General features: G+C 70.7%; 13 protein-coding genes. 9 read left to right on the top strand and 4 right to left on the bottom strand.

From position 1 onward, the window contains the following. The first annotated feature begins 56 nt into the window (after positions 1-56). The 3 genes from recC to recD are packed head-to-tail and all read left to right on the top strand — an operon-like array spanning position 57 to position 8565. Positions 57-3344: an exodeoxyribonuclease V subunit gamma gene (gene recC / locus ACWDUD_RS02105; protein ID WP_450108170.1), complete on the top strand. Its 3288-nt coding sequence runs from the start codon at positions 57-59 to the stop codon at positions 3342-3344. Further along, positions 3344-6691, top strand: coding sequence for a UvrD-helicase domain-containing protein (locus tag ACWDUD_RS02100; RefSeq protein ID WP_450108169.1), 3348 nt, complete (start codon positions 3344-3346; stop codon positions 6689-6691). The genes recC and ACWDUD_RS02100 overlap by 1 nt, the downstream gene beginning before the upstream one ends. Next, positions 6688-8565, top strand: a complete 1878-nt coding sequence (gene recD / locus ACWDUD_RS02095; RefSeq protein ID WP_450108168.1) for an exodeoxyribonuclease V subunit alpha — start codon at positions 6688-6690, stop codon at positions 8563-8565. Before ACWDUD_RS02100 ends, recD begins: the two co-directional genes overlap by 4 nt. Positions 8566-8583: 18 nt before the next feature. Here recD and ACWDUD_RS02090 read toward each other — a convergent pair whose 3' ends face one another. Beyond that, the gene (locus ACWDUD_RS02090) at positions 8584-9891 is read right to left on the bottom strand and encodes an alpha-hydroxy-acid oxidizing protein (RefSeq protein WP_450108167.1); all 1308 of its coding nucleotides are present in this window, start codon (positions 9889-9891) and stop codon (positions 8584-8586) included. A gap of 65 nt (positions 9892-9956) precedes the next feature. Continuing rightward, positions 9957-11471, bottom strand: coding sequence for an ATP-dependent DNA ligase (locus tag ACWDUD_RS02085; protein ID WP_450108166.1), 1515 nt, complete (start codon positions 11469-11471; stop codon positions 9957-9959). A 128-nt stretch (positions 11472-11599) separates the two neighbouring features. Between ACWDUD_RS02085 and ACWDUD_RS02080 the strand changes: the two genes are divergently transcribed. From ACWDUD_RS02080 to ACWDUD_RS02065, 4 genes are all read left to right on the top strand, one after another. After that, on the top strand, positions 11600-13030 hold the full coding sequence (locus ACWDUD_RS02080; protein WP_450108315.1) for a lipase maturation factor family protein: 1431 nt from the start codon (positions 11600-11602) through the stop codon (positions 13028-13030). A 61-nt stretch (positions 13031-13091) separates the two neighbouring features. Continuing rightward, positions 13092-13565, top strand: coding sequence for a VOC family protein (locus ACWDUD_RS02075; protein WP_450108165.1), 474 nt, complete (start codon positions 13092-13094; stop codon positions 13563-13565). A gap of 60 nt (positions 13566-13625) precedes the next feature. Continuing rightward, positions 13626-14273 (top strand): maleylpyruvate isomerase family mycothiol-dependent enzyme, encoded by a 648-nt coding sequence (locus ACWDUD_RS02070; RefSeq protein ID WP_450108164.1) that lies wholly within the window; start codon positions 13626-13628, stop codon positions 14271-14273. Between the two features lie 75 nt (positions 14274-14348). Then, positions 14349-15659, top strand: a complete 1311-nt coding sequence (locus ACWDUD_RS02065; RefSeq protein WP_450108163.1) for an MFS transporter — start codon at positions 14349-14351, stop codon at positions 15657-15659. 151 nt (positions 15660-15810) lie between these two features. Here ACWDUD_RS02065 and ACWDUD_RS02060 read toward each other — a convergent pair whose 3' ends face one another. Next, positions 15811-16716, bottom strand: coding sequence for a sigma-70 family RNA polymerase sigma factor (locus ACWDUD_RS02060; RefSeq protein WP_450108162.1), 906 nt, complete (start codon positions 16714-16716; stop codon positions 15811-15813). A 75-nt stretch (positions 16717-16791) separates the two neighbouring features. On the opposite strand from ACWDUD_RS02060, the gene ACWDUD_RS02055 reads away from it, so the two are divergent. Together ACWDUD_RS02055 and ACWDUD_RS02050 are read left to right on the top strand one after the other, a co-directional pair. Then, entirely contained in the window at positions 16792-17250 is a 459-nt protein-coding gene (locus ACWDUD_RS02055) for a carboxymuconolactone decarboxylase family protein (RefSeq protein ID WP_197253913.1), read from the top strand. A gap of 45 nt (positions 17251-17295) precedes the next feature. Continuing rightward, complete coding sequence (locus tag ACWDUD_RS02050; RefSeq protein WP_197253911.1) at positions 17296-17688, top strand: hypothetical protein; 393 nt, start codon at positions 17296-17298, stop codon at positions 17686-17688. A gap of 66 nt (positions 17689-17754) precedes the next feature. Here ACWDUD_RS02050 and ACWDUD_RS02045 read toward each other — a convergent pair whose 3' ends face one another. Then, complete coding sequence (locus tag ACWDUD_RS02045) at positions 17755-19452, bottom strand: fumarate hydratase (protein ID WP_197253909.1); 1698 nt, start codon at positions 19450-19452, stop codon at positions 17755-17757. Positions 19453-19545: the final 93 nt, after the last annotated feature.

Genomic DNA, 19545 nt, shown 5'->3' with positions numbered 1-19545 from the left:
CCGACCGGTGTGATAGACCGCAGGAGGAACACCGGACGACATCGAGGAGGACACGCGTGCTGACGCTGCACCGCGCCGAGCGCGCCGACACCCTCGCCGACACCCTGGCCGTACTGCTCGCGACACCGCCCGCCGATCCGTTCGCGCGAGAGGTCGTGGCCGTCCCCGCCCGCGGCATGGAACGGTGGCTCACCCAGCGGTTGTCCACCGCGCTCGGCACGACCGGTGGTGACGGGGTCGCGGCCAACATCGACTTCCCGTCACCCGCGCGACTCGTCGACGAAGCGCTGTCCGCGGCCTCCGGGACCACCGCCGACGACGATCCCTGGCATCCGTCCCGCGTGCTGTGGGCACTGCTCGCCGTGATCGACGAGTGCGTCGGCGAGCCGTGGTGCGCGGTGCTGTCCCGGCACCTCGGGTACGGCACCGACGACTTCCGCACCGGCCGCCGGTACGCGACCGCCGCGCACCTGGCCGACCTCATGCGCAGCTACGGTGCCCAGCGACCGCAGATGCTCCTGGACTGGGCCGACGGCCGCGACACGGACGGCACCGCCGCGCCGCTCGACGAGCACCTGCTCTGGCAGCCCGAACTGTGGCGCCGCCTGCGCGAGCGCATCGGCAGCGACAGCCCCGCCCAGCGACTCGACGCCGCCTGCGCGCGGCTGCGCGCCGAACCGGGCGTCGTCGACCTGCCCGAACGACTGTCGCTGTTCGGGCCCACCCGGCTCACGACGGTGCAGCTCGCGGTCCTGTCCGCGCTCGGCGCCGGCCGCGACGTGCACCTGTGGCTGCCGCACCCGAGCCCGGCGATGTGGCAGGCACTCGCCGAGATCCCGGCGACGCTGCGGCGCGCGGACGACGACAGCGCCCTCGCGGTCCGGCATCCGCTGCTCGCCGCGCTGGCCCGCGACGTCCGCGAGTTCCAGATGCGCCTGAGCGTCCTCGGCGCCGTCGACGTCCACCACCCTTCGGACGAGCCTGCCGGCACGCTGCTCGGCCGGCTGCAGGCCGACATCCGCGCCGGCCGTGCCCCGGTCGCCGGTTCCGCCCCCGCCGACGGCACCGTCCAGATCCACGCGTGCCACGGACCAACCCGGCAGGTCGAGGTGTTGCGCGAATCGCTGCTGCACCTGTTCCGTGACGACCCGACGCTCGAACCGCGCGACGTGATCGTCATGTGCCCCGACGTCGAGACGTACGCCCCGCTGGTCCACGCCGCGTTCGGGCAGGGCGTCGACGGTCATCCGGGTCACGGCCTACGGGTGCGTGTCGCCGACCGCGCACTGCGCCGCACCAACCCGGTGCTCGCCGTCGTCGCGACGCTGCTCGACCTCGCCGACGCCCGTGTCACCGCCAGTCAGGTCCTCGACCTGGCCGCGGCGCCGCCGGTGCGCAGGCGGCTCCGCTTCACCGACGACGACCTCGAGCGCCTGCAGGAATGGATCGTGGCGACCGGTGCGCGCTGGGGCCTGGCCAAGGGACAGCGCGCGGCGGTCGGTCTCGCCGACTACCCGCAGAACACGTTCGGCACCGCACTCGACCGGCTCCTGCTCGGTGTCGCCGCCGACGAGTCGCAGAGCGAATGGCTTTCGCTCGCACTGCCGTTCGACGACGTGGACAGCAACGACATCGACCGCGCCGGGAGATTCGCCGAGTACATCGACCGGCTGCATTCGGTGCTGCACAGCCTCCGTGGTCCCAAACCCGCGACCCGGTGGGCCGCGGACCTGGCCCGTGCCGTCGACCTGCTCACCGATGTCGCCCCGGCCGACGGTTGGCAGATCACCCAGGCGCACCGCGAACTGGTCGCCGCCGTCGAGCACAGCGGTGACGCGCAACTGCGTCTGCCCGACGTGCGGGCCATGCTCGCGAGCCGGCTCGCGGGCCGGCCGACACGGGCGAACTTCCGCACCGGTGAGCTCACCGTCTGCACGATGGTCCCGATGCGGTCGGTGCCGCATCGGGTCCTGGTGCTGCTCGGGCTCGACGACGAGCACTTCCCGCGCGGCACCCACATCGACGGCGACGACGTCACTGCACTCGATCCCGTTGTGGGAGAACGTGATCCGCGCAGCGAGGATCGGCAGTTGCTGCTCGACGCGCTGATGTCCGCCCGCGACCGTGTCCTGCTGTTCCACACCGGCGCCGATCCCGTCACCGGTGCGCACCGGCCGCCCGCCGTGCCGCTGAGCGAACTGCGCGATGTCGTCGCCGTCATGACGGGAAGCGAACCGAACAAGGTGGTGAGGCGGCATCCGTTGCAGCCCTTCGATGCCCGCAACTTCCGTGCCGACGCGCCGTTCAGCTTCGACACCGCTGCCCTCGCGGGGGCGCGGGCCGCGGCGCGACCCGATCCCGAACCACCCCGATCGGTCGGGGTGGCGTGTGCGTCGCTGGCTCCGCGCGGCGCCGACGGCGACGTGGACCTCGCCGAACTCGTCGCCTTCCTCACGCACCCGACCCAGGGTTTCCTGCGGCAGCGACTGGGACTGCGCATCCCCGAACTCGACGAGGACATCGCCGACGCTCTCGACATCGAACTCGACGGCCTGGCCCGCTGGGACCTCGGCGAACGCATGCTCGAGGCACGCCTGGCCGGTGTGGATCCCGCCGACTTCCGCGCCGCCGAATGGCGTCGGGGGACCCTGCCTCCGGCCGCGCTGGGCGAGCAGGTTCTCGGTGACGTCACCCGCACCGTCGAGGAACTCGTCGCGACGTGCGGGCCGGTGCACGCCGGGGCCGCCGGCACCGCCGACGTCGTCGTCGACCTCGGCGACGGCCGCCGCCTCACCGGCACCGTCGGCGGCATCCACGGCACGACGATCGCGCGAAGCACCTTCTCGCGCCTGGCTCCGAAACAGCGCATGACGGCGTGGGTCCACCTGCTCGCCGTCGCCGCGTCCGGCCGGCCCGGCACGTGGCAGGCGGTCACCACCGGCCGCGGTCGCTTCCGCACCCCCGCCTGGCGTTCCACCCTCATCGCGCCCGCCGATGCGCGCGATCAGTTGCTGCGGCTGGTGAGCCTGCGCGATCGCGGACTGCACACGCCGCTGCCGATCACCACCTGTGCCTCCGCCGAATACGCGAACCGGCGGTACCGCGGCGACTCGGTCGAGATGGCCCTCGAATCCGCCGCCAAGGAGTTCGGCGGCGCGTTCGGCGACGGCAAGGACCGGCACCTGACCTACCTGTACGGAACGGGAGTGAGCCTGAACGCGTTGACCACCGCCCCGCCGCTCGACGACGAACGCGCCTGGTACGACGACCCGAGCCGCTTCGGAGTGCTCGCCCGGCGGCTGTGGGAACCGTTGCTGGCCTCGGAAACCCAGGGGAGGCCGTGATGACGGCGCCGACCTCGCCGGCGACGGCGTTCGATCTGCTCGGTCCGCTGCCGCGCGGCACCACGGTGCTCGAGGCCAGCGCCGGCACCGGCAAGACCTACGCGATCGTCGGCCTGGCGACCCGGTTCGTCGCCGAGGGCCACGCCGACCTGTCGGACCTGCTGCTCGTGACGTTCAGCCGCGCCGCCACCCAGGAACTGCGCGAACGCACCCGGGAACGGTTCGCGACCGTCGCGGCGGCGCTCGCCGAGCCGGACAGCGCGCGGCGCAGCGCCGACGAGCTGATCCGGTATCTCGCCGAGGGCGACGTCGCCGCGTACCGCACCCGGCTGCGTCAGGCCCTGTCGGATTTCGACTCCACCACCATCGCCACCACCCACGGCTTCTGCCAGCGCATGCTCGACGAACTCGGCATCGCCGGGGAACGCGAACCCGACGTGGTGCTCGTCGAGGACGTCGACGACCTGACCACCGAGGTCGTCGCGGATCTGTATCTGCGCACCTACGGCCGGGTCCCGAGCCCGCCGATCGGTCTCGCCGAGGCGACCGCCGCCGCCCGCGCCGCGATCTTCGATCCGCAGGCCGATCTCGTCCCGGAGGGCGCCGAGGGCACACCGGCGGGGGAGCGGGTCGCCTTCGCCCGCGCCGTGCGCACCGAGGTCGAACGCCGCAAACGCGCGGCGGGCGTGCGCGACTTCGACGACCAGCTCGCGTTGCTGCACCGGGTACTCGGCGACCCTGACCACGGCGAGGCGGCATGCCGGCGGATCCGGTCGCGGTTCGCGGTGGTGCTCGTCGACGAATTCCAGGACACCGACCCGAAGCAGTGGGAGATCCTGCGCCGCGCCTTCCACGGTCACACCACCCTCGTGCTCGTCGGCGATCCCAAGCAGGCGATCTACGCGTTCCGTGGGGCCGAGGTCCTCAGCTACCTCGAGGCCGTCGCGGTCGCCGACTGTCACCTGGAGCTGACGACCAACTGGCGCAGCGACGGCAACCTGCTCGCGGCGCTGAGGCAGCTGTACGGCGGTGCCGCCCTGGGGGATTCGCGGATCGTCGTGCACCCGGTCGATGCTGCGCGACCGTCCACGCGCCTGACCGGGGCACCCCCGATTCGGTTGCGTTACCTGCCGCGGACCGGTGCCGGACCGTACGGCAGTTCCGGATTCCCCGCGGTCGGTGCGCTGCGGTCCCGGGTCGCGCGCGACGTCGCCGCGGACATCGTCCGCTTGCTCGACAGCGGCGCCGCCATCGATCACGGTCACGGCCCGCGCCGCATCGAACCGGGTGACATCGCGGTGCTGGTGCGCACCCACACCCAGGTGTCGCTGGTGTACGACGCGCTCGTGCGCACCGGCGTGCCGTGCGTGCTGGCCGGGGGTACCAGCGTGTTCGCGACCCCGGCCGCGCAGGACTGGCTGTGGGTGCTGCAGGCGATCGAACAGCCGCACCGATCCGACCGGGTGCGACTGGCCGCGCTGACCCCGCTGCTCGGATATACCGTCGACGACGTCGACACCCGCGGCGACGAGCTTGTCGCCGAGGTCGGCAGCATGCTGCGTGAACTGGCCGCGGTGTTCGCCCGGTCCGGGTTCGCGGCGTTGTTCGAACAGCTCGCGACGCTGAGCCGGCTCGAAGCGCGGCTGCTCGCGACCGTGTCCGGCGAACGTGCCCTGACCGACGTGCGGCACATCGCGCAGTTGCTCGATCGTGTTGCCGCCGAGGAGTTCCTGGGCCCGGCGGCACTGACCCGGTGGCTCGAGGAGCGCATACTGGATCCGCGTCCCGGGAGCACCGACCGCAGCCGCCGCCTCGACAGCGACGCCGCGGCCGTGCAGATCCTCACCGTGCACGGCAGCAAGGGGCTCGAATTCCCGGTCGTGTACGTGCCGTTCGGGTGGGACTCGGCGAAACACCCCAATCCCGATCCGTTGTTGCTGCACGAGGACGGCCGCCGCATCCTCGACGTCGGCGGCGAGGGCAGTCCCGGATACGGGCAGCGCCGCGCCCGGCACGACGAGGAGGCGGCCGGGGAGGAACTGCGGCTGCTGTACGTCGCGCTGACCCGCGCACGCAACCATCTCGCGCTGTGGTGGGCGCCGTCCTTCGGCACCGGGTCGTCGCCGCTGCACCGCATGCTCGCCGGTCGCGTCGACGGCACCGCCGATCTCGTGCCGAACGTGAAGATCCCCGCCGATGCGGTCGTCGCCGAGCAGTTCGCGGCGTGGGCCGAACGATCCGACGGACTGATCGTGACCGAACCGGTCGCGCCCGGCCCGATCGCCGTGCCGACGTGGAGCCCCGAGCGGGATCGTGACGACGCCCTCGCCGCCGCCCGGTTCGACCGGACCCTCGACGAATACTGGCGTCGCACTTCCTATTCGGCGCTGACCGCCTCCGCGCACGAACATCCCGGTGTGGCAAGTGAAGTCGAGACGCCGGACAAGGACGACGAACCGGAGGAGCCGCCGCTGCCGACCGGCGGACCGGAACCGGTGCCGGGCGTGGCCGGCACCGAGTCGCCGATGAACGGGTTGCCCGGCGGCACCGTGTTCGGCACCCTCGTGCACGCCGTCCTCGAGGTCGTGGACACCGCCGCCGCCGACCTCGACGCCGAACTGCTCGATCGATGCCGCGAGGTGATCGTCGCGCAGCACTCGGATGTCGAGCCGGCGGCCCTGGCCGCGGCCCTGACGCCGGTGCTGCACACCCCGCTCGGTGCCCTCGGCACGACCCTCGCCGGGATCGCGCCGTCGGATCGGTTGGCGGAGCTGGACTTCGAACTGCCGCTCGCCGGCGGCGACAATCCGGTCTCCACGATCGTGACGCTCGACGCGGTCGGTGCGCTGCTGCGCCGGCACCTGCCCGCCGACGACCCGATGCGGCCCTACGCGGAGCTGGTGCGGACCCTCGAGCCGATTCCGTTGCGCGGTTACCTCACCGGCAGCATCGACGCGGTGCTGCGGGTGTCCGGTGAGCGGAGCGCCGGGGGCGAGCGAAGCGACGGGGAATGTCGTTACGTCATCGTCGACTACAAGACGAACCGGCTGGCACCCGACGAGGTGCTGACCACCGAGCACTACACCCGCGACCGGATGGCCGCGGAGATGCTGCGCGCCCACTATCCGATGCAGGCGCTGCTGTATTCGGTTGCACTGCACCGGTATCTGCGGTGGCGACTGCCCGGCTACGATCCGGCCGTGCACCTCGGGGGAGCGCAGTATCTGTTCGTGCGCGGCATGGTCGGGCCGGACACGCCGGCGGGAGTCGGCGTGTTCGACTGGACGCCTCCGGCCGCCCTCGTCACCGAACTGTCCGACCTGCTCGCCGGAAAGGCCCAACCGTGATCGATGTCCTGGTGGCCCAGCGCGGCAAAGGCGCCCTGCGCGCGTTCAACGAGGCCGGGGTGCTCGCCGCCGCCGACGTCCACGTCGCGCTGCGACTGGCGAGCCTCGGCGCCGAACCCGACGAAGACGTGCACCTGGCCACCGCGCTGGCCGTGCGGGCCGTGCGGTCCGGGTCCGTGTGCCTGGACCTGACCCGGTTGCGGGACGTCGGCGTCGACGAGAACGCCGAGGTGGACCCGGCCACGCTGCCCTGGCCGGACGACGACGCGGTGATCGCGGCCCTGCGGCGCAGCCCCCTGATCACCGGATCCCCGACCGGGCCCCTGCGTCCGCTGCGGCTCGTCGACACCGACGCGGGGCCGCTGCTGTACCTGGACCGCTACTTCCGGCAGGAGCAGACCGTGCGGCGGGCGCTGGATGCGCGATCCCGCGACTACCCGGACGTCGACGAGGACCTGCTGGTGCGGCGGCTCGACGAACTGTTCCGTGACCCGGCAGACCCGTCCCGGCCGTCGTCGGCACCGGACCGTCAGCGAGTGGCCGCCGCGCTCGCCGCCACCCACTGGACCACCGTCATCGCCGGTGGACCCGGCACCGGCAAGACGCACACCGTCGCGCGGATCCTCGCGCTGCTCACCTCGCTGCACGGGCCCGGCGTGCGGATCGGTCTGGCGGCCCCGACCGGCAAGGCCGCGGCACGGCTGCAGGAATCGGTGCGCGACCAGGCCGGGCCGCTCGGGCTCGCACCCGACGTCACCGCCATGACACTGCACCGCATGCTCGGCTGGCAGCGGGGACGCACCCGCTTCCGCTACCACGCCGGCAACCACCTGCCGTTCGACACGATCGTCGTCGACGAAACCTCCATGGTGTCGCTGACGATGATGAGCTGCCTGCTCGAAGCGGTCCGCCCCGACACGAGGCTCGTGCTCGTCGGCGACCCGGACCAGCTGACGTCCGTCGATGCCGGTGCGGTCCTCGCGGATCTGGTGGCGCGGCCCGTCTCCGGCACACCGAACCCGGTGTTCGTGAACATCGCCGCCCGCGACCTGACCGCCGTCACCGACGATCCGGCCGAAACCGCCTTCGGAGCCGGCGAGCGGGAACGACTGCGCGGCAGCGTGGTTCGCCTTAGCCGCGGCAGGCGGTTCGGTGGGGACATCGCCCGGCTCGCGGTTGCGGTGCGCGACGGCGACGACGACGAGACGATGCGCATCCTGCTCAGCGGCGTGCCCGAGGTGACCTTCCACGCCCCCGGCGACCTGACCGCCCTGCACGACGACGTGGTCCGGTCCGCCGAGGAGGTCACCGCGGCGGCGGTCGCGGGGGACGCCCACACCGCGCTGGCCCGGTTCGAGACGCACCGGCTGCTGTGCGCGCACCGCGACGGCCCGTACGGCGTGCAGCACTGGGCGCGGCAGGCGATGGAATGGATCGGGGCGTCCTCCGGGCGTCGCCTCGACCCCGATCGCTGGTATCCGGGGCAGCCGCTGATGGTCACCGCGAACGACCACGACCTGCGCATCTACAACGGCGACACCGGGGTCGTGGTGCGCCGTGAGGACGACGCGCTGGTCGCGGCGTTCGCGCGCGGCAAGGATCCGTTCCTGCTGCACCCGAGTCACCTGTCGGCGGTGCAGACGGTGTATGCCATGACCATCCACCGCAGCCAGGGCAGCCAGTACGACACCGTGTCGGTGGTGCTGCCCGACGAGACGTCGTCGCTGCTGACGCGGGAGTTGCTGTACACCGCCATCACCCGCGCCCGGAAACGCGTGCGCATCATCGGCACCGAGGCCGCCGTGCGCGCCGGAGTGGGACGCCAGGTACTGCGCGCGAGCGGGTTGCGTCGCACTCTTCTCACCGAGAGCTGACCGTCGCGAAGACCTGGCTCACGCCGACGGATTGGGGCGCACGAACCGTTCGTCGATCTCGTCGACCGACCGCGCCCCCGCCAACGCCATGGTGAGATCGAACTCGGCGATCACATTGCGGATCACCTCCTCGACCCCGCGCTGCCCCGCGAGCGCCAGCCCGTACATGTAGGGCCGGCCGAGCAGCACCGCGTCGGCGCCGAGCGCGAGCGCGACGAATACGTCTGCGCCGCTTCGGATTCCGCTGTCCAGCAGGAGAGTCGGTCCCCGCCCGACCGCGGCCCGGATGTCGAGGAGCGCATCGAGCGAGGCGAACGAACCGTCGATCTGGCGGCCGCCGTGATTCGACACCACGATCGCGTCCACACCGAGATCGACGGCGCGGCGCGCATCGTCGGGATGCAGAATCCCCTTGAGCACCACCGGCAACCGGGTGCGGTCGCGCAGCGTCGCCAGATGATCCCAGCTCAGGCCCGGATTGGAGTAGATCTCGAGGAACGTTTCCGCGGCGGCACGCGGCACGGGGGAGCGCAGGTTGTCGAGGAACCGGCCCGGATGGTTCCGGGTCATCGCCAGCAGCGTGCGGATCGCACCCCACGTGATGTCGGGCCGCTCCGCGACCGTCTCGCGTGCCGCGTCGATCCGCCGCCGCACGATGTCGCGGAAACGCGGATCGGACGTGTACTGGGCGATGCCCTCGCCACGCGCGAACGGCAGCGAACCGAGATTCAGATCCTGCGGACGCCACCCCAGCACGGTCGTGTCGAGGGTGACGACGACGGCTTCCGCGCCGATCGTCTCGGCCCGGTGCAGCAGGCTGTCGACGAGGTCCTCGTCCGAGCTCCAGTACAGCTGGAACCAGCGCGGTGCGTCGCCCATCGCGGCGGCGCAGTCCTCCATCGGCGTGCAGCCCTGGTTGGAGAAGATGTACGGCACCCCCGTTGCCGCGGCGGCCCGCGCGATTGCCAGGTCGCTGTCGGGGGCCATCAACGCGCCCGCACCGACGGGCGCGAGCAGCAGCGGCGACGACAACGCGGTGTTCACCACCGTGGTGCCGAGACTCCGTTCGGTGACGCCGTGCGCCATGCGCGGCACGATCGCCCACCGGTCGAACGCGCGACGGTTGTTGCGCATCGTCCGGCCCTCACCGGCACCTCCCGCGACGTACGCCCAGGCACGCTTCGAACTGGCCCGGCGCGCGGCGCGCTCCAGATCGGCGAAGTTCGTCGGGACCGCGGGGCGGCGGCCGAGCGCCCCGTCGCGGTAGACGACACCCTGACGTTCCCGCCCGGGACCTGCGGCGGGGGAGGCGGCGATTTCGGTCACGGGTTCTCCTCTCGGGGCGCACACACATCGACGACGGTAGCCGCGACCCGTGGGCGGCAGGTCGTTTACCGGGAAGGCAGCAGCGCGCGCACCGCGTCGATGGTGTCCGCGTCGGCGGCGTCCTTGTCGGGCCGGTACCGCAGCACCCGCGCGAACCGCAGGGCCACCCCGCCGGGATAGCGGGGGCTGATCTGCACCCCGTCGAGCTCGATCTCGACGACCAGCTCGGGACGCAGGTAGACGGTGTGCGCGTCGCGGGCACGTTCGCGGCGTGGGAACTCCTCGGTCTGCCAGCGCAGCAACTCGTCGGTCAGGCCCTTGAACGTCTTGCCGACCATGATCGGTTCGCCGCCGTCGGGGTCGCGGGCGCCCAGGTGCAGGTTCGACAGGAACCCGGTGCGCCGCCCGTAGCCCCACTCGGCGCCGAGTACCACCAAGTCCAGGGTGTGTTCGGGTTTGACCTTGAGCCAGGTGCGGCCACGCCGTCCGGCCGCGTACGGGTCGGTGAGGGACTTGACCATCACGCCCTCGTGGCCGTCGGCGAGGGCAGCGTCGAAATGCGCCGCCGCCGCATCCGGATCGGGCTCGATCAGGGACGGGATCCGGTAGAGCGCTGCGACCGAGTCGAGGGCGGCGATCCGGTCCGTGAGCGAGGCGTCGAGCAGATCGGTGCCGTCCAGGTGCAGGCAGTCGAAGAAGTACGGGCGCAGCAGCAGGTCGTGGGCGCTCGCCGCCCCGAAGCGGCTCATCGTCTCCTGGAACGGGCGCGGCCGCCCGCTGTCGGTCAGTGCCAGGGTTTCGCCGTCGAGCACGACACTCGAACACGGCAGCGCCGCAACCAGTTCGACGAGCTCGGGCACGCTCGACGTGATGTCGCGCAGCGTGCGGGTGTACACGCGGACGTCGTTGCCGTGCCGGTGCACCTGGATGCGGGCGCCGTCGAGTTTGTACTCGACGCTCACCGCCGGGCCGAGCTGGGTGAGCGCCTCGGCGAGCGACCCGGCGGGGGACGCGAGCATCGGCCGGACCGGCCGTCCCACCTCGAGCCGGAACACGCCCAGCGCCTCCACACCGCCCGCGAGCGCCGCCGCCGCGGTCGCGGGGAGGCGGCCCGACAACATGAACGCGCGGCGCGCCGCCTCGACCGGTACCGACGAGGCCGCGGCGACGGCGTCGGTCATCACCCCTTCGAGCGCGCCCTGCCGCAGATCTCCGGTGAGCAGGCGGACCAGGAACTGCTGCTCTTCCGCGGTCGCGGCACAGAACAAGGAGGTCAGCAGCGTGCGGCGGCGTTCCGTGGAGCCCGCGCCGGTGGTCGCGGCGAGGGTGGTGAAGGTCGCGTCGACGTCACCGACCGACAGGGTCGGCTCGGGTGCCGGGCCGATCTGCAGGCCGGTGAGGGTGCGCCACCCGACGCCGATCCGGCCCTGCTGCACCTCGCCCGACAGCCACGCGACGACCGGTTCCACCTCGTCCGGGTCCAGGTCGGCGAGCAGCTCCCGCAGCAGCGCGACCTTCTCCCGCCGTGAGCGGGTGGCACCCACGGCGTCCGACACGGCGACGATCCGGGACACACGCACAGTCCGACGGTAGCCGCGTCCGGGCGGTGGGGACCGATATTCGCTCCGGACGGACGACGGTGCCCTCTCGGGGAGGCGCGGGTTTTCAAAGCGTCGCAGCGGTGGGATCCTCGGAATCGGTGAGGGCGGTGGACTGGTTCGATGCGGACGGTTACACGTGGGGCCGGTTGTTCTTCACGCGGGGACTCGCGGCCCTGTACTTCGTCGCGTTCCTGGTGGCGTTCAACCAGTTCCGGGCGCTGCTCGCGTCCGATGGGCTGCTCCCCATCCCGGACTTCGTGCGGGCGGTGCCGTTCCGGCGGTCGCCGAGCCTGTTCCATTGGCACTATTCGGACCGGTTCTACGCCGCGGTCGCGGCGACCGGGGCGGTGCTCGCCGCCGCCACGATCCTCGGGGTCACGGACCTGCTGCCGCTGCCGTTGACGATGCTCGTGTGGTTCGTCCTGTGGGCGCTGTACCTGTCCATCGTCAACGTGGGGCAGGTGTGGTACTCGTTCGGCTGGGAATCGTTGCTGCTCGAAGCGGGTGTGCTCGCGATCTTCCTGGGCAATGCGGAGATCGCGCCGCCGTTCGTCGTGCTGATCCTGCTGCGGTGGCTGCTGTTCCGCCTCGAGTTCGGAGCGGGTCTGATCAAGATGCGCGGCGACCGCTGCTGGCGGGACCTGACGTGCCTGTACTACCACCACGAGACCCAGCCGATGCCCGGCCCGTTCAGCTGGTACTTCCATCGCCTGCCGCGACCGCTGCACAAGGTGGAGGTCCTCGGCAACCACTTCACGCAGCTCGTCGTGCCGTTCGGGTTGTTCCTGCCGCAACCGGTCGCCGGGATCGCCGCCGGGATCATGATCGTCACCCAGTTGTGGCTGGTGGCCAGCGGCAACTTCTCGTGGTTGAACTGGATGGCGATCATCCTCGGGTTGTCCGTGATACCGAATGCGGCCTACGACCTGGTGTTGCCTTTCGGCGCCCCCGGCGGCCACAAGGACACACCAGCGGCCTTCACTGCGGCCGCATTGGCCCTGGCCGCCGTGGTGGTGGTGCTGAGCTACCAGCCGATCCGGAACATGGCGTCGGGCAAGCAGAAGATGAACGCCAGCTTCAACAAGTGGCATTTCGTCAACACCTACGGCGCGTTCGGCAGCGTGACGCGAGTACGACGCGAGGTCGTCGTCGAAGGCACCTCCGATGCGACGATCGGCCCCGACACGGAATGGAAGGAATACGAATTCAAGGGCAAGCCGGGCGACCTGCGGCGCCGGCCCCGCCAGTTCGCGCCCTACCATCTGAGGCTGGACTGGCTCATGTGGTTCGCCGGGATCTCCCGGGACTACGCGGCCGCCTGGTTCCCGCAGCTCATGGCGAAACTGCTCAGCAACGACAAACACGTCCTGAAGCTGCTGCGGCACAACCCGTTCCCGGACGAACCGCCGCGCTTCGTGCGCGCCCGCCTGTACCGGTACCGGTTCACCACCCGCGCGCAGCGGCGTGCGACGGGTGAGTGGTGGGAGCGGAGCCTGATCGGCGAGTTCTTCTACCCGGCCGAGCTGGTCGGCCGATGAGTTTTCCCGCGCCGCGGGGTCTGTGTAGGCGACGATGGAAACCCGAGACGAGGAGAAACCGATGCCCGCGATCACCCCGTGGCTGTGGTTCGACATGAACGCGCAGGAAGCAGCCGAGTACTACATCACGGTGTTCCCCAATTCGCGCATTCTGAAGGTCACCCCCTATCCCGAGGACTCACCGGTTCCGGCGGGCACCGCCCTGACCGTCGAGTTCGAACTCGACGGCACCCGATTCAGCGGGCTCAACGGCGGTCCCCAGTTCCGGTTCAACGAGGCCGTGTCGTTCGCGATCGACTGCGCCGACCAGGACGAGGTGGATCACTACTGGGACGCCCTCACCGCCGACGGCGGCGAGGAATCGCAGTGCGGATGGCTGAAGGACAGGTTCGGGGTGTCCTGGCAGGTGGTGCCCCGCAGGCTCGAGGAACTGATGTCCGACCCGGATCTGGGAGTCGTGCAGCGGGTCAGCGACGCGCTGATGAAGATGCACAAGATCGAGGTGCCGGTGCTCGAGGAGGCGGCGCGCGGCTGAACGTGCCGGGTGTCATCCGGGCCGGGTGTCGTGCGGGCGGACAGGAAACGGGGTGGCCGGATGGACTCCGACGAGGTGTGGGACGCGATCGACGACCAACGTCGACGCACGGCCGACCTGCTCGAACAGCTTTCCGACGACGAGTGGTCGCACCCGTCGTTGTGCGAGGGCTGGACCGTGCGCGACGTCGCCGCCCACCTGACGCTGCAGCAGATCACGCTCGGTCAGGCGATCCGGATGGCGCTGCGGCATCCCGGCAGTGTCAACACGATGATCCGCGAATCCGCCCGCAGCCGCGCCTCGTCACCGCCCGAACGGCTGGTCGCGGACATCCGGGCCACGATCGGCTCGCGCCGGCACAACATCGGCCTCACCGAGCTCGAGACACTGATCGACATCCTCGTCCACAGCCAGGACATCGCGGTGCCGCTGCAGCGGGACCTCCCGATGCCGACCGCGGCGGCGGCCACCGCCGCGGATCGGGTCTGGTCCACCCGCGGCACCGGCAAGAACCGGGTCTTCGCGTCCGTTCCGCTCGACGGATTCCGCTTCACCGCAACCGATGTCGACTGGTCGGTCGGGGAGGGTCCGGAGGTGCGCGGACCGATCTCCGCGATTCTGCTGCTGCTCACCGGCCGGCGCGCGGCACTGTCGCGTCTGAGCGGGGAGGGGGCAGAGGCGTTGCGTGGGCAGTCGATGCCTTCCTGACGGCCTCCCGGGTGTGCGAAACCCCATCGCGTCGCTCACTGCGAATCGAGCGGCCCGGCCGGTACGTTGCGCTTCATGACCACGCGCGCCCAGCGGCTCGACGAACTGCCGTTCACCCGCAGACACACCAGGCTGGTGCTCGGCTCCGGCATCGGCTGGGCGCTCGACGCGATGGACGTCGGGCTCATCTCGTTCGTGATGGCCGCCCTCGCCGTGCAATGGAACCTCAGCAGCACCCAGCTCTCGTGGATCGGCTCGATCGGGTTCGTCGGCATGGCCGTCGGGGCGGCGCTCGGCGGGCTGCTCGCTGACCGCATCGGACGCCGGCAGGTGTTCGCGACCACGCTGCTCGTCTACGGCCTGGCGACCGGTGCGTCGGCGCTGGCCGGATCGGTCGCGGTGCTGTTGGTGCTGCGGTTCGTCGTCGGACTCGGATTGGGGGCGGAACTCCCGGTCGCATCGACGCTGGTCAGCGAGTACGCGCCGCGCAAGGTGCGTGGTCGCGTGGTGGTGGCGCTCGAAGCGTTCTGGGCGGTCGGCTGGATCATGGCCGCGCTGATCGGCTACTTCGTCGTGCCGATCAACGACGACGGCTGGCGCTGGGCACTGCTCGCCGGTGTCGTCCCGACGCTGTACGCCGTGGTGATCCGGTTGGGTCTTCCCGAATCGGTGCGCTTCCTCGAGCGGAAGGGCCGATTCGCCGAAGCGGAAGCCGCGGTGCGGGCGTTCGAGCGGTCGGCGGGCGTCGCCGTCGCCACGCCCCCGCTCGACGAACCGGTTGCGGAGCCGACACCCGTCGTCGCGGAATCGATCTGGTCCCCGCGGTTGCGGGGGCGCACCGCGGCACTGTGGATCGTGTGGTTCGGCATCAACCTGTCGTACTACGGCGCGTTCATCTGGCTGCCCAGCCTGCTCGTCAATCAGGGCTTCGACCTGGTCAAGTCGTTCGAATACACCCTGATCATCACGCTCGCGCAGCTACCCGGCTACGCGGTCGCGGCCTGGCTGATCGAAGTGTGGGGCCGCCGCGCGACCCTCGCGACGTTCCTCGTCGGCTCGGCGGTCGCGGCGGGACTGTTCGGGCTCGCGGACACTCCGACCACGATCGTCGCGGCGGGAATGATGCTGTCGTTCTTCAACCTCGGCGCGTGGGGCGCGTTGTATGCGATCGGGCCGGAGCTGTATCCGACGTCGGTGCGCGGGGCCGGCACCGGCGCCGCCGCGGCGTTCGGCCGGATCGCGTCGATCCTCGCGCCGCTCATGGTGCCGTGGCTGCTGCACGGCGGGAACGGGCTCGTGTTCGGGGTGTTCGCGGCCGCGTTCGCCGTCGCCGCGGTCGCGGCCTACACCCTGCCGGAGCGGGCGGGGACCGTGCTCGACGCCTGACCGTCGGCGGTGTGCGCTCCGCGCGTCCGAGCGAATGTATCGCTCGTCTCCTTCGATCGATCGAATGTACCGCTCGCTCGGAAAAGGTAGGGGGACTCGCTCGGAAAAGGTAGGGGGACTCGCTCGGAAAAGGTAGGGGGACGCGGCGACGTCAGTCGTCGACGAACACGATGTCGAGCGCGGCGATCTCGTCGGGATCGACCACCACGTCGATCGCTGCGACCCGGCCGTCGTCGATCGTGAAGACGAACACGGACCGCGGCATGCCGCCCGGTGCCCAGGCCGCGCCGGGCATGCCATCGACGAGGACGGTCTGCGCCTTCCGGGCGCGTCCGGAGAACGCGGTGGCCACCGCCTTGGCCCCGACCAGTTCGCGGTCGAGCAGGGGCGCCCCGGCCGCGGCGGCGTCCTGCGCGGCGGCGACCGCGGCGTCGTCGGCGTGCAGGCGCACCTCGGGGTCGAGCAGCGTCAGCAGGTCGTCGAACCGGCCTTCCCGGGACGCGGCGAGGAACGCGTCGACGACCTGCCGCCGGCGCGACAGGTCCGATGGGGTGAGGGTCGCGCCCTGCACCCGGCGTCGCGCGCGGCTGGCGAGCTGCCGGGGCGCGGCAGGGGCGCGGTCGACGATGGGGGCGATCTCGTCGAACGGCACACCGAACATGTCGTGCAGCACGAACGCGAGCCGTTCCGCCGGGCCGAGGGTGTCGAGGACGACGAGCATCGCGACTCCGACGGAATCGGCAAGAACCGCTTCGTGTTCCGGCCCGGTCGCAGGCTGGGGGAGTGCGGGCTCCCGGGGGTGATCGGGATCGTCGAGGGAGACCTCGGATCGTGATCGGCGGGCCCGCAGCTGATCCAGGCATACACGGCTCACGACGGTGGTCAGCCAGCCGGCGAGGTTGGCGACTTCACTGGTGTCGGAACGGCTCAGCCGCAGCCACGTTTCCTGCAGTGCGTCGTCGGCGTCCGCCCCCGATCCCAGCATGCGGAAGGCGACGGACCACAGGTGTGTTCGGTGGGTCTCGAACTGCCGCGCCAGGAAATCCTCGTCGCTCATCTGTCACATCCTTCCGCCCTGTTCCGTCGATGTGGTGATGAACCGGAACGACCCGATGTGACAAGGAGCGAACCGATGCAGGCTCGAATGAAGAATCCGGTGATGGTCCTGCCCGCGGCGATGCAGGCGATCCACGCGCTCGGACAGTCCACCGACGACGTCGACATTCCCGTGAAGACGTTGCATCTGATGCACCTGCGGGCCAGTCAGATCAACGGCTGCGGCGTGTGTGTCGATCTGCACCCGCGGCTCGCGTTGAAGGACGGCGAGACGGCCGAGCGGCTGTTCGCGGTGGCCGCCTGGCGCGAATCCCCGTACTTCACGGACGAGGAACGCGCGGCGCTGGCGCTGACCGAGGCGGTCACCCGGCTCGCGGACCGGCCGGACCCGGTTCCCGACGAGGTGTGGGACGCGGCCGCCGATCTCTACACCGAGGAGCAGCTCGCGGCGCTGATCGTGCAGATCGCGACGATCAACGTCTGGAATCGGATCAATGCCTCGGTGAAGCAGGTGGCGGGAGCGGCAGTGCTGTGAGGGACGGTTGCCGGCCCTCGACATAATCTGGAATAATTCCAAATTATGAACGTCCAGAGGAACTCGGTCACGATCCGCCCCCTGGTCCTCGGCGGGTTGCGACCCCTGTACCGGCAGATGCGTCACAACCGCGTGCGGACCGTCCGTTTCGAGCACGACGCCGACGTCGCGCGCTTCGACGTCTGCCTGACCGACGGGCACGCGGGCGCGGCACTCGAGATCCGCTCGCCCCGGCTTCCGGGACCGCTCACGCTCGCGCTCGGCACCAACTTCCGGGCCGAACCCGCGCTCGACCCCGACGTCTGCCGGGCCCTGTGCGCGGTGCTGAAGCCCGGAGAACCCGCCTCGGCGGCCACCGTCGTGCGGTTCCTGCAGGACGTGGTCGCGCAGGCACCCGCGGTGCTCTCCCGCACCGAGCCGTGCGCGGCCTGCGCCTGACGGCCGCAGACGAAACAACGCATCCGCGAACCGAAACGGTCCGCGGATGCGTTGGGGTGCAACCGATCAGAGGCCGGGGCGCTTACCGATCGTCAGCGTGACCTCGCCGGTACCGGCGAAGAAGTCGTTGCCCTTGTCGTCGACGACGATGAAGGCCGGGAAGTCCTCGACCTCGATCTTCCAGACCGCCTCCATGCCGAGTTCCTCGTACTCGACGACCTCGACGCTCTTGATGCAGTCCAGCGCCAGGCGGGCGGCCGGGCCGCCGATCGAGCCGAGGTAGAAGCCGCCGTGCTTCTCGCACGCGTCGGTGACCTGCTTGGAGCGGTTGCCCTTCGCGAGCATCACCATCGAGCCACCCGCGGCCTGGAACTGCTCGACGTACGAGTCCATGCGACCCGCCGTGGTCGGGCCGAACGAGCCGGACGCCAGGCCGTCGGGGGTCTTGGCCGGACCCGCGTAGTAGACCGGGTGGTCGCGCAGGTACTGCGGCATCTCCTCGCCGGCGTCGAGCCGTTCCTTGATCTTGGCGTGCGCGATGTCGCGGGCGACGACCAGCGGTCCGGTCAGCGACAGCCGGGTCTTGACCGGGTGCTTGGACAGCTCGGCCAGGATCTCCGGCATCGGCCGGGTCAGATCGATCTTGACGGCGGCACCCTTGCCGGTGCCGGACACGCCGTCGGTCTCGGCATCGAGGCGCTCGTCGGTGATCTCCGGCAGGAACCGGCCCGGGTTGAATTCGAGCTGCTCGAGGAACACGCCCTCGGGGGTGATCTTCGCCTTCGCCTGGCGGTCCGCCGAGCAGGACACGGCGATCGCGACGGGCAGCGACGCGCCGTGGCGGGGGAGGCGGATCACGCGGACGTCGTGGCAGAAGTACTTGCCGCCGAACTGCGCGCCGATGCCGATCTTCTGGGTGAGCTCGAAGACCTTCTTCTCGAGCTCGTGGTCGCGGAACCCGCGGCCGGTGATCGCGCCCTCGGTGGGCAGCTCGTCCAGGTAGTGCGCCGATGCGTACTTCGCGGTCTTGAGCGCGAACTCGGCGGACGTGCCACCGACGACGATCGCGAGGTGGTACGGCGGGCACGCGGCGGTGCCGAGAGAGCGGATCTTGGCCTCGAGGAACTGCATCATCGAGTCCGGATTCAGGATGGCCTTCGTCTCCTGGTACAGGTACGACTTGTTGGCCGATCCGCCGCCCTTGGCCATGAACAGGAACTTGTAGGAGTTCTCGTGGCCCTTCGCGGTGTCCGCGTACAGCTCGATCTGGGCGGGCAGGTTGTTGCCCGTGTTCTTCTCGTCCCACATGGTCAGGGGAGCGTTCTGCGAGTAGCGCAGGTTCAGCTTCGTGTACGCGTCGTACACGCCGCGCGCGATCGACTCCTCGTCGTCGCCGGGGGTGAGCACGTGCTGGCCGCGCTTGCCCATGACGATGGCGGTGCCGGTGTCCTGGCACATCGGGAGCACGCCGGCCGCGGCGATGTTCGCGTTCTTCAGGAGATCCAGGGCCACGAACTTGTCGTTGTTCGACGCTTCCGGGTCCTCGAGGATGCTGGCGAGCTGCTTCAGGTGATCCGTGCGCAGGTAGTGGGAAATATCGTGCAGCGCGGTCTCGGTGAGCAGGCGGAGAGCCTCGGGTTCGACCTTCAGGAAGGTGCGGCCGTCGGGTCCTTCGACGGTGGACACCCCCTCGCTGGTCAGCAGCCGGTATTCGGTGGGGTCTTCCCCGATGGGCAGCAGGTCCTCGTAGAGGAAGTCGGCCATGATTACTCCTGGAGAGGGGCTGGGTTCGGCTAACAGGCTAGCGGCGACGACGCAAGACCTTGACAACGGGGCGTGTGACCCAGCCGATTCCTG

Source organism: Rhodococcus sp. NPDC003382 (assembly GCF_053589135.1).
Note: the sequence above shows the minus strand (reverse complement) of the source record. Positions and strands in the feature narration are given on the sequence as shown.

Bases quoted from the DNA above. Each gene is read 5' to 3' on its own strand.
- ACWDUD_RS02055 (WP_197253913.1), top strand. From the start codon at position 16,792: ATGCAGGCTCGAATGAAGAATCCGGTGATGGTCCTGCCCGCGGCGATG.
- ACWDUD_RS02100 (WP_450108169.1), top strand. From the start codon at position 3,344: ATGACGGCGCCGACCTCGCCGGCGACGGCGTTCGATCTGCTCGGTCCG.
- ACWDUD_RS02065 (WP_450108163.1), top strand. From the start codon at position 14,349: ATGACCACGCGCGCCCAGCGGCTCGACGAACTGCCGTTCACCCGCAGA.
- ACWDUD_RS02045 (WP_197253909.1), bottom strand. From the start codon at position 19,452: ATGGCCGACTTCCTCTACGAGGACCTGCTGCCCATCGGGGAAGACCCC.
- ACWDUD_RS02070 (WP_450108164.1), top strand. From the start codon at position 13,626: ATGGACTCCGACGAGGTGTGGGACGCGATCGACGACCAACGTCGACGC.
- ACWDUD_RS02050 (WP_197253911.1), top strand. From the start codon at position 17,296: ATGAACGTCCAGAGGAACTCGGTCACGATCCGCCCCCTGGTCCTCGGC.
- ACWDUD_RS02075 (WP_450108165.1), top strand. From the start codon at position 13,092: ATGCCCGCGATCACCCCGTGGCTGTGGTTCGACATGAACGCGCAGGAA.
- ACWDUD_RS02060 (WP_450108162.1), bottom strand. From the start codon at position 16,716: ATGAGCGACGAGGATTTCCTGGCGCGGCAGTTCGAGACCCACCGAACA.